This window comes from Micromonospora sp. NPDC049799 (assembly GCF_040656655.1).
GTDB lineage: Bacteria > Actinomycetota > Actinomycetes > Mycobacteriales > Micromonosporaceae > Micromonospora.
This window is the reverse complement of sequence record NZ_JBFAMU010000081.1, coordinates 1-14967: the sequence shown is the minus strand read 5'-3', so window position 1 is coordinate 14967 and position 14967 is coordinate 1. Positions and strand designations below refer to the sequence as shown.

General features: G+C 72.1%; 16 protein-coding genes and 1 pseudogene. 10 read left to right on the top strand and 7 right to left on the bottom strand.

Going from position 1 to position 14967, the window contains the following annotated elements; genetic code table 11:
• The 5 genes and pseudogenes from AB0I76_RS09730 to AB0I76_RS09710 form a co-directional block, all read left to right on the top strand.
• Window positions 1-497, top strand: a pseudogene (locus tag AB0I76_RS09730) (hypothetical protein); the annotation flags it as partial.
• A complete protein-coding gene (locus tag AB0I76_RS09725; RefSeq protein ID WP_357032472.1) occupies window positions 494-1207 on the top strand; it encodes a thermostable hemolysin in 714 nt (237 codons plus the stop codon). The pseudogene AB0I76_RS09730 and the gene AB0I76_RS09725, both read left to right, overlap by 4 nt.
• Complete coding sequence (locus AB0I76_RS09720) at window positions 1197-2822, top strand: AMP-binding protein (RefSeq protein ID WP_357032469.1); 1626 nt, start codon at window positions 1197-1199, stop codon at window positions 2820-2822. Before AB0I76_RS09725 ends, AB0I76_RS09720 begins: the two co-directional genes overlap by 11 nt.
• Complete coding sequence (locus tag AB0I76_RS09715) at window positions 2819-3751, top strand: TauD/TfdA family dioxygenase (RefSeq protein WP_357032466.1); 933 nt, start codon at window positions 2819-2821, stop codon at window positions 3749-3751. The genes AB0I76_RS09720 and AB0I76_RS09715 overlap by 4 nt, the downstream gene beginning before the upstream one ends.
• A complete protein-coding gene (locus AB0I76_RS09710; RefSeq protein WP_357032463.1) occupies window positions 3748-4233 on the top strand; it encodes an SRPBCC family protein in 486 nt (161 codons plus the stop codon). The genes AB0I76_RS09715 and AB0I76_RS09710 overlap by 4 nt, the downstream gene beginning before the upstream one ends.
• On the opposite strand, the gene AB0I76_RS09705 is transcribed toward AB0I76_RS09710, so the two are convergent.
• Window positions 4199-5740: a vanadium-dependent haloperoxidase gene (locus tag AB0I76_RS09705; RefSeq protein WP_357032460.1), complete on the bottom strand. Its 1542-nt coding sequence runs from the start codon at window positions 5738-5740 to the stop codon at window positions 4199-4201. The genes AB0I76_RS09710 and AB0I76_RS09705 overlap by 35 nt on opposite strands.
• Window positions 5741-6284: 544 nt before the next feature.
• Between AB0I76_RS09705 and AB0I76_RS09700 the strand changes: the two genes are divergently transcribed.
• From AB0I76_RS09700 to AB0I76_RS09690, 3 genes are all read left to right on the top strand, one after another.
• On the top strand, window positions 6285-6692 hold the full coding sequence (locus AB0I76_RS09700) for a nuclear transport factor 2 family protein (protein WP_357032457.1): 408 nt from the start codon (window positions 6285-6287) through the stop codon (window positions 6690-6692).
• A 131-nt stretch (window positions 6693-6823) separates the two neighbouring features.
• A complete protein-coding gene (locus AB0I76_RS09695; protein ID WP_357032454.1) occupies window positions 6824-7597 on the top strand; it encodes a hypothetical protein in 774 nt (257 codons plus the stop codon).
• 116 nt (window positions 7598-7713) lie between these two features.
• Window positions 7714-8889 (top strand): alkaline phosphatase PhoX, encoded by a 1176-nt coding sequence (locus AB0I76_RS09690; protein ID WP_357032451.1) that lies wholly within the window; start codon window positions 7714-7716, stop codon window positions 8887-8889.
• A gap of 42 nt (window positions 8890-8931) precedes the next feature.
• On the opposite strand, the gene AB0I76_RS09685 is transcribed toward AB0I76_RS09690, so the two are convergent.
• The 5 genes from AB0I76_RS09685 to map all read right to left on the bottom strand — a co-directional run bounded on the left by AB0I76_RS09685 (window position 8932) and on the right by map (window position 12863).
• On the bottom strand, window positions 8932-10113 hold the full coding sequence (locus AB0I76_RS09685) for an aminoglycoside phosphotransferase family protein (protein ID WP_357032449.1): 1182 nt from the start codon (window positions 10111-10113) through the stop codon (window positions 8932-8934).
• A gap of 132 nt (window positions 10114-10245) precedes the next feature.
• Window positions 10246-10614, bottom strand: coding sequence for a transcriptional regulator (locus AB0I76_RS09680; protein WP_357032446.1), 369 nt, complete (start codon window positions 10612-10614; stop codon window positions 10246-10248).
• The gene (locus AB0I76_RS09675; RefSeq protein ID WP_357032443.1) at window positions 10611-11315 is read right to left on the bottom strand and encodes a hypothetical protein; all 705 of its coding nucleotides are present in this window, start codon (window positions 11313-11315) and stop codon (window positions 10611-10613) included. The genes AB0I76_RS09680 and AB0I76_RS09675 overlap by 4 nt, the downstream gene beginning before the upstream one ends.
• 68 nt (window positions 11316-11383) lie before the next feature.
• On the bottom strand, window positions 11384-12034 hold the full coding sequence (locus AB0I76_RS09670; RefSeq protein ID WP_357032440.1) for a LysE family translocator: 651 nt from the start codon (window positions 12032-12034) through the stop codon (window positions 11384-11386).
• Between the two features lie 10 nt (window positions 12035-12044).
• Window positions 12045-12863 (bottom strand): type I methionyl aminopeptidase, encoded by an 819-nt coding sequence (gene map, locus AB0I76_RS09665; RefSeq protein WP_357032437.1) that lies wholly within the window; start codon window positions 12861-12863, stop codon window positions 12045-12047.
• 75 nt (window positions 12864-12938) lie between these two features.
• On the opposite strand from map, the gene AB0I76_RS09660 reads away from it, so the two are divergent.
• A complete protein-coding gene (locus AB0I76_RS09660; RefSeq protein WP_357032434.1) occupies window positions 12939-13205 on the top strand; it encodes a helix-turn-helix transcriptional regulator in 267 nt (88 codons plus the stop codon).
• A gap of 131 nt (window positions 13206-13336) precedes the next feature.
• On the opposite strand, the gene AB0I76_RS09655 is transcribed toward AB0I76_RS09660, so the two are convergent.
• Entirely contained in the window at window positions 13337-14419 is a 1083-nt protein-coding gene (locus tag AB0I76_RS09655; protein WP_357032431.1) for an NAD(P)/FAD-dependent oxidoreductase, read from the bottom strand.
• Window positions 14420-14482: 63 nt separating this feature from the next.
• Between AB0I76_RS09655 and AB0I76_RS09650 the strand changes: the two genes are divergently transcribed.
• Window positions 14483-14833, top strand: coding sequence for a metalloregulator ArsR/SmtB family transcription factor (locus tag AB0I76_RS09650; RefSeq protein ID WP_357032429.1), 351 nt, complete (start codon window positions 14483-14485; stop codon window positions 14831-14833).
• The last annotated feature ends 134 nt before the right edge of the window (window positions 14834-14967 follow it).

The window sequence follows — 14967 nt, the reverse complement described above, 5'->3', positions numbered from 1 at the left end:
AAGCCGGTGCTCGCCGAGGGCGGCCCCGCCGCCGACGCCACCCGCCGGGTGCTCGGTCACGCCGCGATCTGCCGTCCCGGGCAGCCGAGCTGGGCCCCCGCCTCACCGGCGGCCTGGAGGAGGCCGTACGCCGGCACCCGAAGCACCTGCGGGGGGCGCCGGGGATCGGGCTGATGGCCGGCCTGCGGACGGCCAACCCGGCGGTGGAGCTGATGGTGTCGATCGGCATGGGACAGCGGGGTGTGCACACCGGGCACTCGCTCAACGAGCAGATCGCCGAGCCGGTGCTGCGCATGTACCCGCCCCTGACCTGCACCGCCGAGGAGATCGACCAGGCGCTCGCCGCGCTCGAGGAGACGCTGACCTGGCTCGACCGGCAACCCCGTGCGATGACCCGCGCGGCGACCGCGTTGCTGCGCCGGCAGTACCGGCTGCCCCCGCGGCTGCTCCTGCGGATGAACAGATCCCCGATCCGGATGGACTGGCAGGCGGCATGACGATCACCCGATCCGCCACCGCCCCGGCGGCGCCGGCGGCAGCGACCATCGACGCCGACCCGCTGCGGGTGCGCGTGACGAGCCCTCCGTCGCCGGAATGGGACGCGGCCAGCGCATTCGTCCGCGCCGGTTACGCCGAGATCTACGGCGCCCTCATCGACCCGTCACCGGACTGCTTCGTGCTGGCCGCCCGGCACCGGCCCGACCGGCTCGAGGAGATCGTGGCCTGCGGCGGCATGACCTTCAACTCGCCCCGCGGCTTCTTCTCCGAGCGCTACCTGGACCACTCGTTGGAGGAGGCCCTCCAGCGGGTCGCCGGGGCACCGGTGTCCCGCGACGACGTGGTGGAGGTCGGCTCCTTCGTGGCGGTCGGCGGCAGCGGCGCGGAGCTGATCCGCCTGCTGCCGCTGCTCGCCTGGTGCCAGGGCATGCGCTACGCGCTCTGCACGGCGACCGGTCCGCTGGCCGCGGCGCTACCGCAGTTCGGGGTGCCGTTCCTGGCCCTGGGTCGAGCCCGGCCGACGTGGATGACCCCCAGCGAGCGGAGGCGCTGGGGCACCTACTACGACCACGCGCCGACCACCGGCCTGGTGCCGCTGGACCGGATCGGCGATCTGGTCCGTGCCTGCACCGGCCGGTACCGCTTCCTCAACCTCGACGTCGCCCTGCGCCGCACGCTGCCCCGGGAGGCGATGACCGATGCTCGTTGAGGAACGGCTGACCCGCCTGGCCGCCGACGGGCGCACCCTGGTGGAGGCGCTGGACCACGACGGACGGCCGGCCGCCGTGCTGTCCTACCGGGACGCCGTCGGTGCCGCCCGCGTGCTGTCCGCTCTGCTCCGGCTGGCGCAGACCCGGCCGGTGGTCGGGGTACTCACCGGCAACACCGCCGAGTTCGTGGTCGCCGACCTCGCACTGCTGCTTTCCGGCGCGGTGGAGGTGCCCGTACCGCTGGCGTTCACCGCCGAGCAGGCGGGCAGTCTGCTGCAGGAGGCCACCATCTGCCTGGTCGACGAGGCGGGCCGGCGGCGGCTGGCGGAGTGGGGCGCCGGGCGGGTGCTTCCGGCGGGCTGCCGGGTGGTCCCGGTTGAGCTGGCCGACCTGGTTGCCGAGGCGTCCGTGGCGGCTCCGCCGTGGCCCGACTCCCCGTGGCGCGACGAGCAGGCGATCTGCAAGGTGGTGCACACCTCCGGCACCACCTCCCGTCCCAAGGGCGTCCGCATCCGGGGCGCCGGCCTGGACGCGCTGATCCGGTCGCTGGACCGGGTCATGCCGGCCGACGCGTACACCCGCTACCTGTCGCTGGTCCCGTTCAGCCTGCTGATCGAGCAGGTCGCGGCGATCTACCTGGTGATCTGTCACGGCGGCACGGTCATGCTGCTGCCCCCGGACGAGCCGCTCGTCGGCACCTCGTCGTTCGCGGCCGGCGCGGTGCTGCGCTACACCTCGACCGCCCGGCCGACCGCGCTGGTGGCCACGCCCGCCCTGGCCGAGGAACTGGCCGACCGGGCGGACCTGGTCGCGGCACAGGGCCGACCCGTGGTCCGGGAGCTCTTCGGGCGGGACGAGGCGCCGCTGATCTGCTGCGGCGGCGCGCCGGTCGACGTCAGCACGCTGCATCGGCTGGACCGGCACGGCCTGACCGTCTACGAGGGCTACGGGCTGAGCGAGAACAGCTCGACCGTCTCCTGGAACGTCCCGGGCAACCGGCGGATCGGTACCGTCGGGCAGCCGCTGGACCACGTCGAGGTGCGCCTGGCCGACGACGGCGAACTGCTGGTGCGCAGCTCGTCGCTGTTCGCCGGCTACACCGGCACCGACCCGTCCGCGTGTCTGGTCGACGCGGACGGCTGGTTGCACACCGGCGATCTGGCCGAGATCGAGGAGACCGGCCACATCCGCATCGTCGGCCGCAAGAAGAACGTCATCGTCACCTCGGCGGGACGCAACATCGCTCCGGAGTGGGTGGAGGCGCAGTACGCGACGCTGCCGTTCGTCCGGGCCGGCGCGGTGGTGGGCGACGGGATGCAGACGCTGCACGGCCTCTTCCTCATCGCTGACGGGACTGACGAGGCGGCCGCCCGACACGGCCTCGCCGCCCTCGGCGCGGAGCGGCTCTCCGCGGTGGAGCGGGTCTCCGCCGCCTGCCTGCTACCCGCCGACGACGACCTGTACGGCCGGTACTTCACCGTGACCGGCCGTCCCCGGCGGGACGAGATCAGGGCGGCCATCGCCGACGGACGGCTGCCCTGCCGGCCGCTGGACCCGCCGGCCGACCGGCCGCCGTCGACCCCCACCCCCTTCGAGACCACCCTCGGGAGATGACCGCAATGCTGACCACAACCTTCGCCATGAGCCGCTACGGCGCCGGCAACGGGCTGCTCTGCACCGCCCCGGCGACCGCCGCGCTCACCGACCTCGACCCGCTGGTGACCGTCCGGCTGCTGCGCGAGTCGGGCTTCATCGTGTTCCGCGGCTTCCGCGCCGACCTGGAGCTGTTCTCCGCCCTGGTGCACGCGGTCTCCGGCCGGATCACCCTGGACCCGGCCCGCGAGTTCCACGGCGGGGACGTGGCGCAGAAGGTGGACGCCGGCAGGGACGCGATCGGCCTGCACATCGAGAACGGCAACAGCCCGTTCGCCCCCGACCTGACCTGGTTCTTCTGTGAGAAGGCGGCGGCGGATGGTTCGGAGACAACGGTCTGCGACGGGTACCGGGTCTGGGACGAGTTCAGCGAGGAGACCCGGGCGCAGTTCACCGCACAGGACATCGCGTACAGCCGCCGGGTCGAGGAGGACCGTTGGAAGGCGTTCGTGCGCCACCAGCTCGGCGACGCCAAGCCCGCCGACGAGATCACCGTGGACGACATGCGGGGGCTGGCCACCGGGCCGGGGAAGACCCTGATCGAGCCGCTGGACGGCGGCGCGATCCGCTACGAGTTCCAGGTTCCGGCCGCACACCCGACCCTGTTCGGCTCCCGCCTCGCCTTCGCCAACAGCATCCTGGGCCCGTCCTACAACTACGAGAAGCCGCGGATCACGTTCGCCGACGGCACCGAGTTCTCCGCCGAGCTGATGCGCGAGACGGAGGAGCGCACGGCGGCCCTCACCGAGGACCTCGCCTGGCAGGATGGGGACGTGGCGCTCATCGACAACACCCGGGTGATGCACGGCCGCCGGCGGATCCTCGACCCGGCCCGCACCATCTACAACGCGCAGAGCTATCTGTCCGACGACCTCCGCGCGGCGGTATGACGCACGTCGTCCAGGAACGGATCACCGTCCGGGCGCCGGCCGCCGCGGTGTACGCGGCGGTCAGCGACGTCCGGCGGATGGGTGAATGGAGCCCGGAGTGCGTCGGCGCCACGCTCGACGACCCGGGCTCGTCGCTCACCGTGGGCAGCACCTTCCGCGGCCACAACCGGCTCGGCCGGTGGCGCTCCTGGACGACCCGGTGCACGGTGACCGACGCCGACCCCGGTCGCCGCTTCGGCTTCGACGTCCGGCTGGCCGGCGCGCTGGTCTCCAGTTGGCGGTTCGACCTGACCTCCGCCCCGGACGGCGCCGGGACGGAGGTCGTCCAGTCGTGGTGGGACCGTCGCGGACCGGCCCGACGCCGGGTCAGCGCCCTGACGTCGGGTGTCCGCGACCGGTCCCGACACAACCGCGACGGGATGCGACGGACTCTGGCGGCGCTCCGGGCTACCGTCGAGTGCGCAGCACCGCCTCACCGTTGATCTGCCGCTGCACGAACTCGAACGCTCGGTCGCCGACCTTCCGGCCGATCTCCCACGAGGCCCTGATCGCGGGTAGGAAGTGCACCCCACCCCAGTAGCGGCTCATCCCGCAGTCGTGCATCCAGTCGGTCCAGGTGTCCCAGCTCAGCACGAGGTCCTCGCGCGGAGTGAGGCCCGGCTCGATGATCGAGGAACCGGCCGGCCGCTCGAACCGGAAGTGCACCTGGTCGGTGCCGAGGAACCGGCGGGCCGCCTGCACCTCGGCGGCGCAGAGCGCGGTCGAGCCGGACGGATACTCGGCGTGGTCGGCCACCAACAGATAGCCGCGCCACTGCTCGGCGGGCAGGTCGGTCACCCTGCCCTTGCCGGGCCCGCCCCACGCGGTCACCGTCCGGCCCCGGTACACGTGGTGGACCGCGCTGAACGGGCGTACCGCGTCGTGGATGGTCTTGTTGTACCAGGCGGCGATGGCGGCGTCGAAGGTGGCGGTCTCCACCGCCGCGTGCAGGTGCACCCAGGCGTCCAGGTCCAGCCCGGCGTTCTGGATCGCCGCTCCGACGGCGAGTCCGAGGCTGGCGAACTTGTCGTCGAAGAACTCCGCCTTCATCTTCTGCTCGTCGGTAAGGCCGGCGGAGGTGGCCAGCATGCTGTCCACCTGCGTCTTGTAGGCCGCCCTGTTGCGGTGGTCGCTGGCGGTCGGTGCCGGCAGCCGGAACGCCGCCGGGTCGGAGTAGCTGTACGGGGTGACGTGCTTCAACTGCGGGGTGACGAACTTCTGGATCTGGAAGATGCCGTTGCCCTTGGTGACGATGGCCGGCTGCCAGTGCGACGGGTCGACCAGCTCGTCCGCGGTGTTGCGGGGTCGGTAGCCGGTGTAGTCGTCGTACGGCTGGCGATGGTAGATCCGGCCCTCGTGGTCGCCGAGCTGGTTCATGCCGTCGTGCTCGCGCCCGGTCACCACGCCGTGGCCAGCGAGGTTGCCGATGCCGACCGGGGTGCTCGGGTCGGTGCTGTCGTCGGCCGGGTCCAGGCCGACCGACTGGAGCATCTCCCGCCAGGTCTTGGCGAACTGCGGCATCAGGCTGTTGAACACCCGGAACGAGGCGTACAGGATGGCGATGTTCTTGTAGCGGTTGGTCGCCGCCTCCGCGCGTGGCCGGCGGGGCAGTTGGGAATAGATGCCCACCGCCGTCGGGTGGTAGGGGGCGATCGCGTCGAACCAGCAGATCTCCAGCAGGTTCGCGAACCGGATGATCAGGGTCGCGTCACTCGGCGCGACGGTGGCGTAGACCGCCGGACCGGCGAATGGCCCGAGCACCGACTCGGCGGCGTTGCCCTTGTCGAAGTCGAACGGCGGCAGCTCGGTGGCGGTCTCGGACGGCGCGGCGGCCGAGGCGGCACTGGTCCCGCTGAGGGCCAGGCCGACGCCGGCACCGGCCGCGCCGAACAGCACCGCGCGGCGGGAGGTGGCGTGCTGGCGCAACCGGGCCAGCCAGTAGTCCTGCATGAGTCGTCCTTCACGGGGAGGGCGCCGGCCATCGACCGGCGCGAGCGATTTCTGGACCGGGCCGCCGCCGGCCGGCGTGGCACACCGGGACGGGGCCGGACACGCGATACCGGCGTGGATGTGGAGGCGGCACCCGGCCGCGTGACCGGGATGGCGGACGAGATCCGACGAGAACGGTCGGATCGGTCCGAGACAGCCGGACCGACGTCGGGAGGCGAACGGGCCGTCCCCAGGCGCGGTTCTCATCCTGGGAGTGAGGGCCATCACTGTCTTCTCCCAGATTGCTGCGGGGACGACCTACCGCGAACCGTGTCCGAACGACCCGCCGCCGGTTGCCCGACCGGCCAGCGTTACCCGTCGGTCAGCGTTCCCGCCGGGCGGCGCAACCGGTCGGTTAGGGGCCGTCCGGCCCGGGCTAGGGGTTGTCCACTCTGGTCGGCTGCGTTTGGCTGAGGTCGACGCACGCGTCGGCGCATCGTTGCGGTGGACGGACCGGCGCACCGCCCGCCCCGGATGGGGCGGCCACACTCCGGGGAGGAATCGCATGACGGATCGGGTCGAGACGGTCGTGGAGGCGCTCTACGACGGCTTGAAGCGGATGGACGCGCCGGCGGTGGTCAGCCTGTTCCACCCCGACGCGGAAATCGTCACCCCGAAGTCGCTGCCGTGGTCCACCGGCCACTACAGCGGGCTGGACGGCGCGATGGCGTACTTCACCGGGGCCCTGGCCATGCTCGACGACAACCGGTTCGACGTCGAGGAGATCCGGGTCTCCGGCGACGACTGGGCCGCGGCCATCGGCTGGTGGTACGGCCACTTCCGCAGCGGCGGCGAGTTCACCGTGCGCTTCGTCCACTTCTGGACGCTGCGCGACGGCAAGGTGATCAAGGGCGAGGGCATCTCCGACACCGACGGCATCGTCCGGGCCAGCCGCGGCGAGAAGGTGAGCTGACTTCTCGGCGCTGCTCGACATCCTTCCCCCGGGGCGCCCCGCACCGGGGCGCCGCAGCCCTGCCCGCGGCCCTGACCGGTTGACGAAGCGTGAAGGGTTGACGCGTCCGGCCGGTGGGGTATCGCGGTGGTATGGAAGCGCTCGTGTTCGGGGTGGTGGCCTCCAGTGCCCTGGTGCTGGGCGCGCTGGCCGGTGTCCGGTTCCGCCTGCCGAAGCGGCTGCTGGCCGCGTTGCTCGCGTTCGCCTCCGGTGCGCTCATCACCGCGCTGGCGTTCGAGTTGTTCGAGGACGCCTATGAGCACGGGGGGATCTGGCGTGCGGTGCTGGGTCTGGTCGCGGGTGCGGTGGTGTTCACTGTGCTCAGTGCCCGCCTGGACCGGGCGGCGCGAGGCCACCGCGAGCAACCGCACGGCAGCGAGAAACTCGACCCGGACGCGGCGGCCAGCGACCGTGCGCCGTCGACCGCGTCGATGACCGGTGCTGCCGGGCTCGCGCTGTTGGCGGCGGTCACGCTCGACGGCGTACCGGAGAACGTCGCTCTCGGGGTCTCGCTCGGTGAGGGCACCGGGGGGCTGGCGCTGCTCGCGGCCATCTTCGTGTCGAACTTTCCCGAGGCGCTGGTCGGCAGCGCGTCGATGCGGGCGCAGGGACGCTCCCGCCGCTTCGTCCTCGGCACCTGGACCGCCTGCGCGGCGCTCCTCGTCCTGGCGGTGCTCCTCGGTGCGGGTCCGCTGGCCAACACCACACCGGAGACGATCTCCCTTCCGCTGGCCTTCGCCGCCGGAGCGGTGCTGGCGTCACTGGCCGACACCCTGATGCCCGAGGCCTACGAGAAGGGCGGACCTGCGGTCGCCCTGAGCACCACCGCCGGTTTCGTGCTCTCCTTCGCCCTCGCCACGCTCTGACGGCCAGCACCACGGGTGCCCGCCCCACACCCCTTGGCAAGCCCGCGTAGCGATCCATATGCTTCGATCGGCCCGATGCCGGCTCGGTCTGCCGGCACCCAGGAGAGGTGACCAGGATGGACCGCAGGTGGCTCCTTCGCACCGGGGTGGTGGCGACCGGGTCGGTCGCCTTCGGCGGCTCGCTGTGGCGCTCCGCGCTGGCCGCCCCGGCGATGCCCGGCCCCAGCCCGTACGGCGCGTTGCGGGCCGCGGACGGCAACGGGCTGCGCCTGCCCGAGGGGTTCCGCAGCCGGATCGTCGCGCGGTCCGGCGTGACGGTGCCCGGCACCTCCTACACGTGGCACCACAACCCGGACGGCGGCGCGACCTTCGCGACGGCCACCGAGAACGGGTGGATCTACGTCTCCAACGCCGAGATCGAGGTGCCCCGGGGTGGCGCCTCGGCCATCCGGTTCGCCGGAGACGGCCGGATCCTCGGCGCGTACGCCATCCTGACCGGCACCGACCGCAACTGCGCCGGCGGACCAACGGTGGTGGGCCGCCGGGACACCTCGACCCGATGGCTCTCCGGCGAGGAGGTCTCCCGCGGACAGATCTGGGAGTGCGACCCGCGCGGGCAACAGCCCCCCGTGGCGCGGCCGGCGATGGGCAGGTTCACGCACGAGGCGGCCGCGGTCGATCCCGTACGCCAGGTCGTCTACCTGACCGAGGACCGCACCGACGGGTGCTTCTACCGGTTCCGGCCTACGCGATTCCCGGACCTGTCCACCGGAGTGCTGGAGGTCCTGTGTTCCTCCACGACCACCGGTCCGGTGACCTGGAAGCCGGTGCCGGACCCGTCCGCCTCCGGCACGTCGACGCGTTACCAGGTCGCCGCCGCCAAGCACTTCAACGGCGGCGAGGGCTGCTGGTACGAGGACGACACCTGCTACTTCACCACCAAGGGCGACAACCGGGTGTGGGCGTACCGGGCGGCCACCGGCGAACTCGGCCTGCTCTACGACGACGACCTGACGATCTCCGGCACGCCGTTGCGCGGCGTCGACAACATCACCATGTCGCACTCGTCGAAGGACCTGTACGTCGCCGAGGACGGCGACAACATGGAGGTCTGCGTGATCACGCCGGAGGGAGTCGTCGCCACGTTCCTGCGGCTCGAGGGGCACGCCGGGTCGGAGTTGACCGGGGTGGCCTTCAACCCGGCCGGCGACCGGCTGTACCTCTCCTCGCAACGGGGCATCGGCGGCGCCGGCGGCGTCACCTTCGAGGTGCACGGCCCCTTCCGCCGCTGACCCGCGGCGCCCCGGCCAGGCCGAAACTCGCGGCGGTGGCACTCATGCCGGTGCCGTGACCTGCCCGAGCGCCCCCGCGAGACAAGCGTCGACGTCCGTGGCGTGGTAGACCCGTTCGCTCGTCTCGATCCCGTCGAGGAACATCGCGTACACCGCCGCCATCCGCAGCGCCGCCACCGGCCGCAGCAGTTCCACGGCCCGACCCGGGTCGCACCCGGGCAGGTCGGCCCGCCACCGCGCACACCATTGCTCGACCACCGGCACCGACGAGGCGGCGTCGAGCCCTTCGACCAACCGCAGGACGTCGAAGGCCGGGTGCCCGACGAACGCGTCCCCCCAGTCGATGATCACCCTCCGTCCGGAGCCGGCGCGGACGTTGCCGGGGTGCAGGTCGCCGTGGACCAGCGTCTCCGGCAATCCGCATCCACGCACCTCCGCCAACCGCGCCTCCAGCCCCGCGAGCAGGTGCGCCACGGACGAGGTGTCGTAGGCGGCCAGCCGGCCGCGGATCCAGCCGGGCAGGGTGTGTGCGCGCAGGTCCGGCACGCCCGCCGCCACCAGTTCATCCACGTGGGGGACGGACCGCAGGTGCACCGCGTGGATGTCGGCGACCATGGGCAGCCGCTCGTCGGCACCCACCCCGTAGCGGTCCTCCCCCGGCACGTGGTCGAGCAGCATCCGACCGTCACCGTCGTCGGCGAGCAGCGTCGAGGTCCGCCCCGGCACCGTCCGACCGAGCCAGCGCAGCACCGCGGCCTCGTGCCGGAAGAAGACCGGCACCTGCTTCAGCCAGGCCGTCCCGGACGGGCCGTCGAGCCGCCAGATCGCCGACAGGTTCCAGGTGCGCTGCTGGGCGGCGGTCTCCACCGGCCGTCCGAGCCTCCGCAACTCCGCCGTGGCCCAGGCCAGGCTGCGCGCCGGGCCGCCGGGTTCGGCGTAGGGCGCGCGCAGCGGGTCCGGCGCCAGGTCGACGTGCGCCGCGACGAGCGGCGTGGCGGGTGGCTCACCGACCTGTCCGAGGTACGTCACCGGACCGCCGACCGCTCGCGGCAGGTCTCCGGCGAGCAGGCGCAGGACGGTCACCTCCACGCCGTACCGCCGGCGGGCCTCCTCCACCACGTCGCCGACCTCCTGCCACCAGGGCACGGGCACGTCGAACGGCGGCAGAGCGCCCAGCGGCGTGCCGACGGAGTCGACCAGCACCAGGGTCACGGTTCGGGACACGCCGGCACGCTACCGCCGGTCCTCACTTGGAGCGAGCGCATATCGGATGGCAAAGCATTGACGCTCGCGGCCGACAGCGCGGTCCCGTGCCGGGAGACCCGGCGCGGGACCGTCCGCGGTTGTCGTTCGTGGTCAGCGCGGTGGTCGGTCCTGCGGGGTGCTCTCGACTCGCGCGATGAGCACCTTCAGTCGCGTGATCTCCTCCGCGAGCGCGGTGCGGCCGGCGGGGGTCAGCGTGATCCAGGTACGGCCGCGGCGACCCTCGTAGCCCTTCTCGACGCCGATCAGGCCGGCCGTCTCCAGCACGCTCAGGTGCTTGGAGAGGTTGCCGGCGGTCAGGTCGAGCTGGGTGCGCAGGAAGCCGAACTCGGCCCGGCGGGCCTCGTGCGCGATGGTGAGGATGCCGAGCCGGACCCGCTGGTGCACCACGTCGTCGATGTCGGTGACCGGGTGCGCGGGTGCGGTCTCGTCCGGCGCGGGGGTGCCGGCGGAGTCGGTCATCGGGATCGCCGCAGCCGCTGGGCGAGCGCGAAGCCGGCGCTGCCCAGCAGCAGCAGGCCGCCGGTGATGGCCAGCATGGGCGCGGACTGCCACCGGCCGCCCCAGTGGACTCCCCAGCCGAAGGTGATCGGCACGAGCACCACCGTCAGGTACCCGAGGGCGAACACCAGCAGCGCGGGGTGCCGTTCCAGCCAGGCGAGCACCAGCAGGGCGAGCCCGATCCCGCCGGCCGGGGTGAGCAGCCGGAACAGGACCTGGACGGGGGTGGACGGGTCGACGAGCTGCGGGTCGGGGACGATCCACGCCCCGGCGCCGGCGGCGAGGGCGGCGAACAGCACGACCGTGAGCGCGACACCGGTGAGCACGTACGGTCGCACCCGGGCGTCCACTCCGCGGGCCCGGGCCACACGCAGGTATCCGCCGGCGATCACCACGTACGCCAGGAGCAGCGCCGCCAGCCAGTAGAGCTGCGGGACCAGCTCCCAGACCTTGCACACCTGAGCGCCGTCCACCGCGCGGCAGTCGCTGGTGACCGTGGGACCCCACCCGGAGGCGAGAATCGCGCCGAAGGTCACCACGGCCAGCACCAGCAGCGGCAGCCACGTCACCCGCTGGGTCAGCCGTACTCGGTGCGCGAGGCCGCGCATTTCAGCCAGGAGCCGGTGGGGATCGCCCCCGGCAGGAACCGCGTTGGAAGTCATGCCAACAGGTTTCCATAGCAAACCTATTGGCGCTAGCCCCAACCGCATTTGTGGGCCGCTCGGCATAGCTAGGGCGTGATCACCGCCGCTCGGGAACGGTCGGCGGCGATCCGCACCGCCAGGCCGGCGAGGACGGTTCCCATGACGTACCGCTGGACGCGCTGCCAGGTCGGACGGCCGCGCAGGAAGGCCGCGACCGAGCCGGCACCGAGCACGATCAACGTGTTCACGGTCAGCGCCACGGTGATCTGCGTGATCCCGAGCAGGAGGCTCTGTGTGGCGACCGACCCGCGCCCCGGCTCGACGAACTGCGGTAGCAGCGCCACGTACAGCACGGCGATCTTGGGGTTGAGCAGGTTCGTCACCAGGCCCATCGTGAACAGTCGCCGCGGACCGTCGGGCGGCAGCGGCTGCGGGTCGAAGGGTGACCGGCCACCCGGACGCACGGTCCGCCAGGCCAGGAAGAGCAGGTACGCGGCGCCGGCGAGCTTCACCGCCGTGTACAGCGCCGGGACCAGGACGAACACCACCGCGATCCCCGCGACGGCAGCCACCAGGTAGACCCCGAAGCCCGCGGCGACGCCTGCCAGCGAGATCAGACCGGCGCGGCGTCCCTGCGTGATCGACCGTGACACCAGGTACAGCATGTTGGGACCGGGCGTGAGCACGAGTCCCAGTGCCACGAGGGCGATACCTACCAGAGCGCCGAGGCTGATCATGAACACGATGCTATGCCGGCGCCTGTCGGGCAGTGGTGGGGTCGGCCGAGCCGGCGGCGCGGGTGGGGCGGCGGGTCAGGACCTGGGGGCCGGCAGCCGTGATGGCGACGGTGTGTTCGGAGTGGGCGGTGCGGGAGCCGTCGGCGGAGCGGATCGTCCAGCCGTCGTCGTCGAACGTGATCTTGTCGGTGGAGCGGCAGAACCAGGGTTCGATGGCGATGGTGAGACCGGGAGCGAGCTTCATGCCGCGACGGGGGCGGCCGTCGTTGGCCACGTGCGGAGCCTCGTGCATGGTGCGGCCGATGCCGTGGCCGCCGAACTCGCCGTTGACGCGATAGCCGTAGGAGCGGGCGACGTCGCCGATCGCGGCGGAGACGTCGCCGAGGCGACCGCCGGGCTGGGCGACGGCGATGGCGGCCTCCAGAGCGACCTCGGTGGCCTCGATCAGCTTCAGGTCTTCCGGGTCGGGGGTGCCGACGACGACGGAGAGCGCGGAGTCGGCGACCCAGCCGTCGATGCCGACGGCCATGTCGATGCTGAGCAGGTCACCGTCCCGCAGCACGTAGTCGTGCGGCAGGCCGTGCAGCACCGCGTCGTTGACCGACAGGCACAGCACGTTACGGAACGGGCCACGGCCGAACGAGGGGGCGTAGTCCCAGTAGCAGGACTGGGCGCCGCGTTCGGCGATCCTGCGGCGGGCGTGGTGTTCCAGGTCCATCAGGTTGACGCCGACCGCGGCGACACCGCTCAACTCGGCGAGCAGTTCGCCGACGAACTGGCCGGCCACCGCCATCCGGCCGATCTCCTCGGCGGACTTGAGCTCGATCACGACAGCCTCCCTCTCCGTATGCGGTATTTTTATACCACGCTAGGTGGGGCATCTCCGGAGGGATATCCTGCGGGCATGGTTCGCCAACCACTCACCGCCGAACAGGTCGCCGCCGGCCAGCGCCTCGGAGTCGCCCTCCGGGCCGCGCGGGCCGGCCGCAGCCTCGTCGAGGTGGCCCTGGCAGCCGGCATCTCCCCCGAGACGCTGCGCAAGATCGAGGCGGGTCGCCTTCCCGCACCGGCGTTCGGCACCGTGGTCTGCCTCAGCCAGGCCCTCGACGTCCCCCTCGGCGACCTGGCCGACGTCTGGCTGGCCGACATGCCCGTCCGCCAGGCGTCCTAGAGACCAGCCGCCCGGGCACTTCAGTAGAAGATCCATTCCAGGGTTTCGTGCGGGCTTGCCAGCGACGCGCCGCGTCCCCGCGAGCCTGGTCGCCCCAGGTGGCGCTGGCCGCACCCGCTCTCGCCGGCTGGTCACCGGCGCCAGCGCCAGTGACCGGCCGACACGAACCGGGCCAGGGCCGCGATGACATGGGCGGCATCCCGCCCGACTCCTCGTAGCGTGTTGGACGAGAACGTCCGTTGAAATTCCAGGCCAAGATAGGCCAGGCCGGGATGGGTGGTGGAGAGTCCACCCGCGTGCGCGGGCATGCCCTGCCGCAGGGTCTCGAGCGGAGCCAGGTACCCGAGGTCGGGCCGGTAGCCGGTCGCGAAGATCACCGCGTCGACAGGTTCGGATGCGCCGTCGGGCCAGATCACACCATCGGGGGTGAAGGCGGTGAACATCTCCCGGCGGGTCAGCAGCCCGCGGGCGAGGGCGTCGCGGTAGACGCCGGTGTCGAGCACCGAGGCGTGGCGGACAAGGCGGGTGAGCAGCCATCGCGGCATGCGGTCCCCGCCGGTGACCTGCAGCCAGTAGTGCAGGTCACGTCCTCGGATGCGCTGCGGTACGAACTGGATCGGTGCCCGGGCGGCGAGGGTGACGGTGCCGTGGTGGGCCAGTTCGTGGGCGACCTGGACAGCGGAGTTCCCGGCGCCGACGACGACGATTCGCTTGCCCACGTAGGGCTCCGGCCGGCGGTAGTGCGCGACGTGGGTCAACTCCCCGGCGTAGTTGGACCGTCCCGCAAGCAGGGGCACGTACGGATTCCCGAAGGACCCGCTGGCGGCGACGATGCCGGCGGCCGCGAGTTCGTCACCGGTGTCGGTGTGGACCAGGTAACCGCCCCCGGGGCGCGGGCGAACGGCGGTGACGCGGACTCCGGTGCGTATCTCGGCGTCGATGGTGGTGGCGTAGCGCCGCAGGTAGTCGACCACCTCGTCGCGGGTCGGGTAACGGTCCGGGTCTCCCCCGCCGACGGTCGTGCCGGGCAGAGCGCTGTAGCGGGCCGGCGAGAAGAGGGTGAGGCTGTCGTAGTAGCCCGGCCAGGAGCCGACAGGTTCGGCGCCGGCGTGCAGGACGGTGGGACGCAGGCCTGCTGCGACAGCGGCGTTCGCGGCGGCAAGGCCGGACTGTCCGCCGCCGATGACGATCAGAGGGGCTGGAGAGATGCTCACCTCATCATCGTATCGTCGTTTTGTTGAATGACAATTTGATGGTGGTGCGGGAAGGTATGAGGCATGGAGCAGTCGACGTCGGAGCATGCTCCGCAAGCGTCCGGGCGCGGGGACCAGAGCGGCGCACCTGCGGCACTGGCGGAGGACACGCAGGAGTTCCTCAAGGCGTTGGGCAGCCCCACCCGGCAGCGGATCATGATGCTGTTCGCCCAGGGCGCCGAACTGTCGGTCGGGGAGATCGCGGAGCGGGTGGGAATCAGCCAGGCGACGGCGTCGCAACAGTTGGCCCTCCTGCGACGGGGCCGGGTGGTGACGTCGCGTCGTGCCGGAAAGACGGTCTACTACCGGGCGGACCGCGAGGGTGTGCTCACCGCGTTGACGGACCTGAGGTCATACCTGCTCACCTGCTGCTGACCGCGACGAGGGTGCCCTCCTCGCAGGAGGGGCACGGCCGACGAACCTCAACGCTCATGGCGACGCGTGCTGCGCAGCCGCCGCCACTCACCACGTGTCGCTGGCGCCGCCTCCGCCGGAGGCGCCGCCGCCAC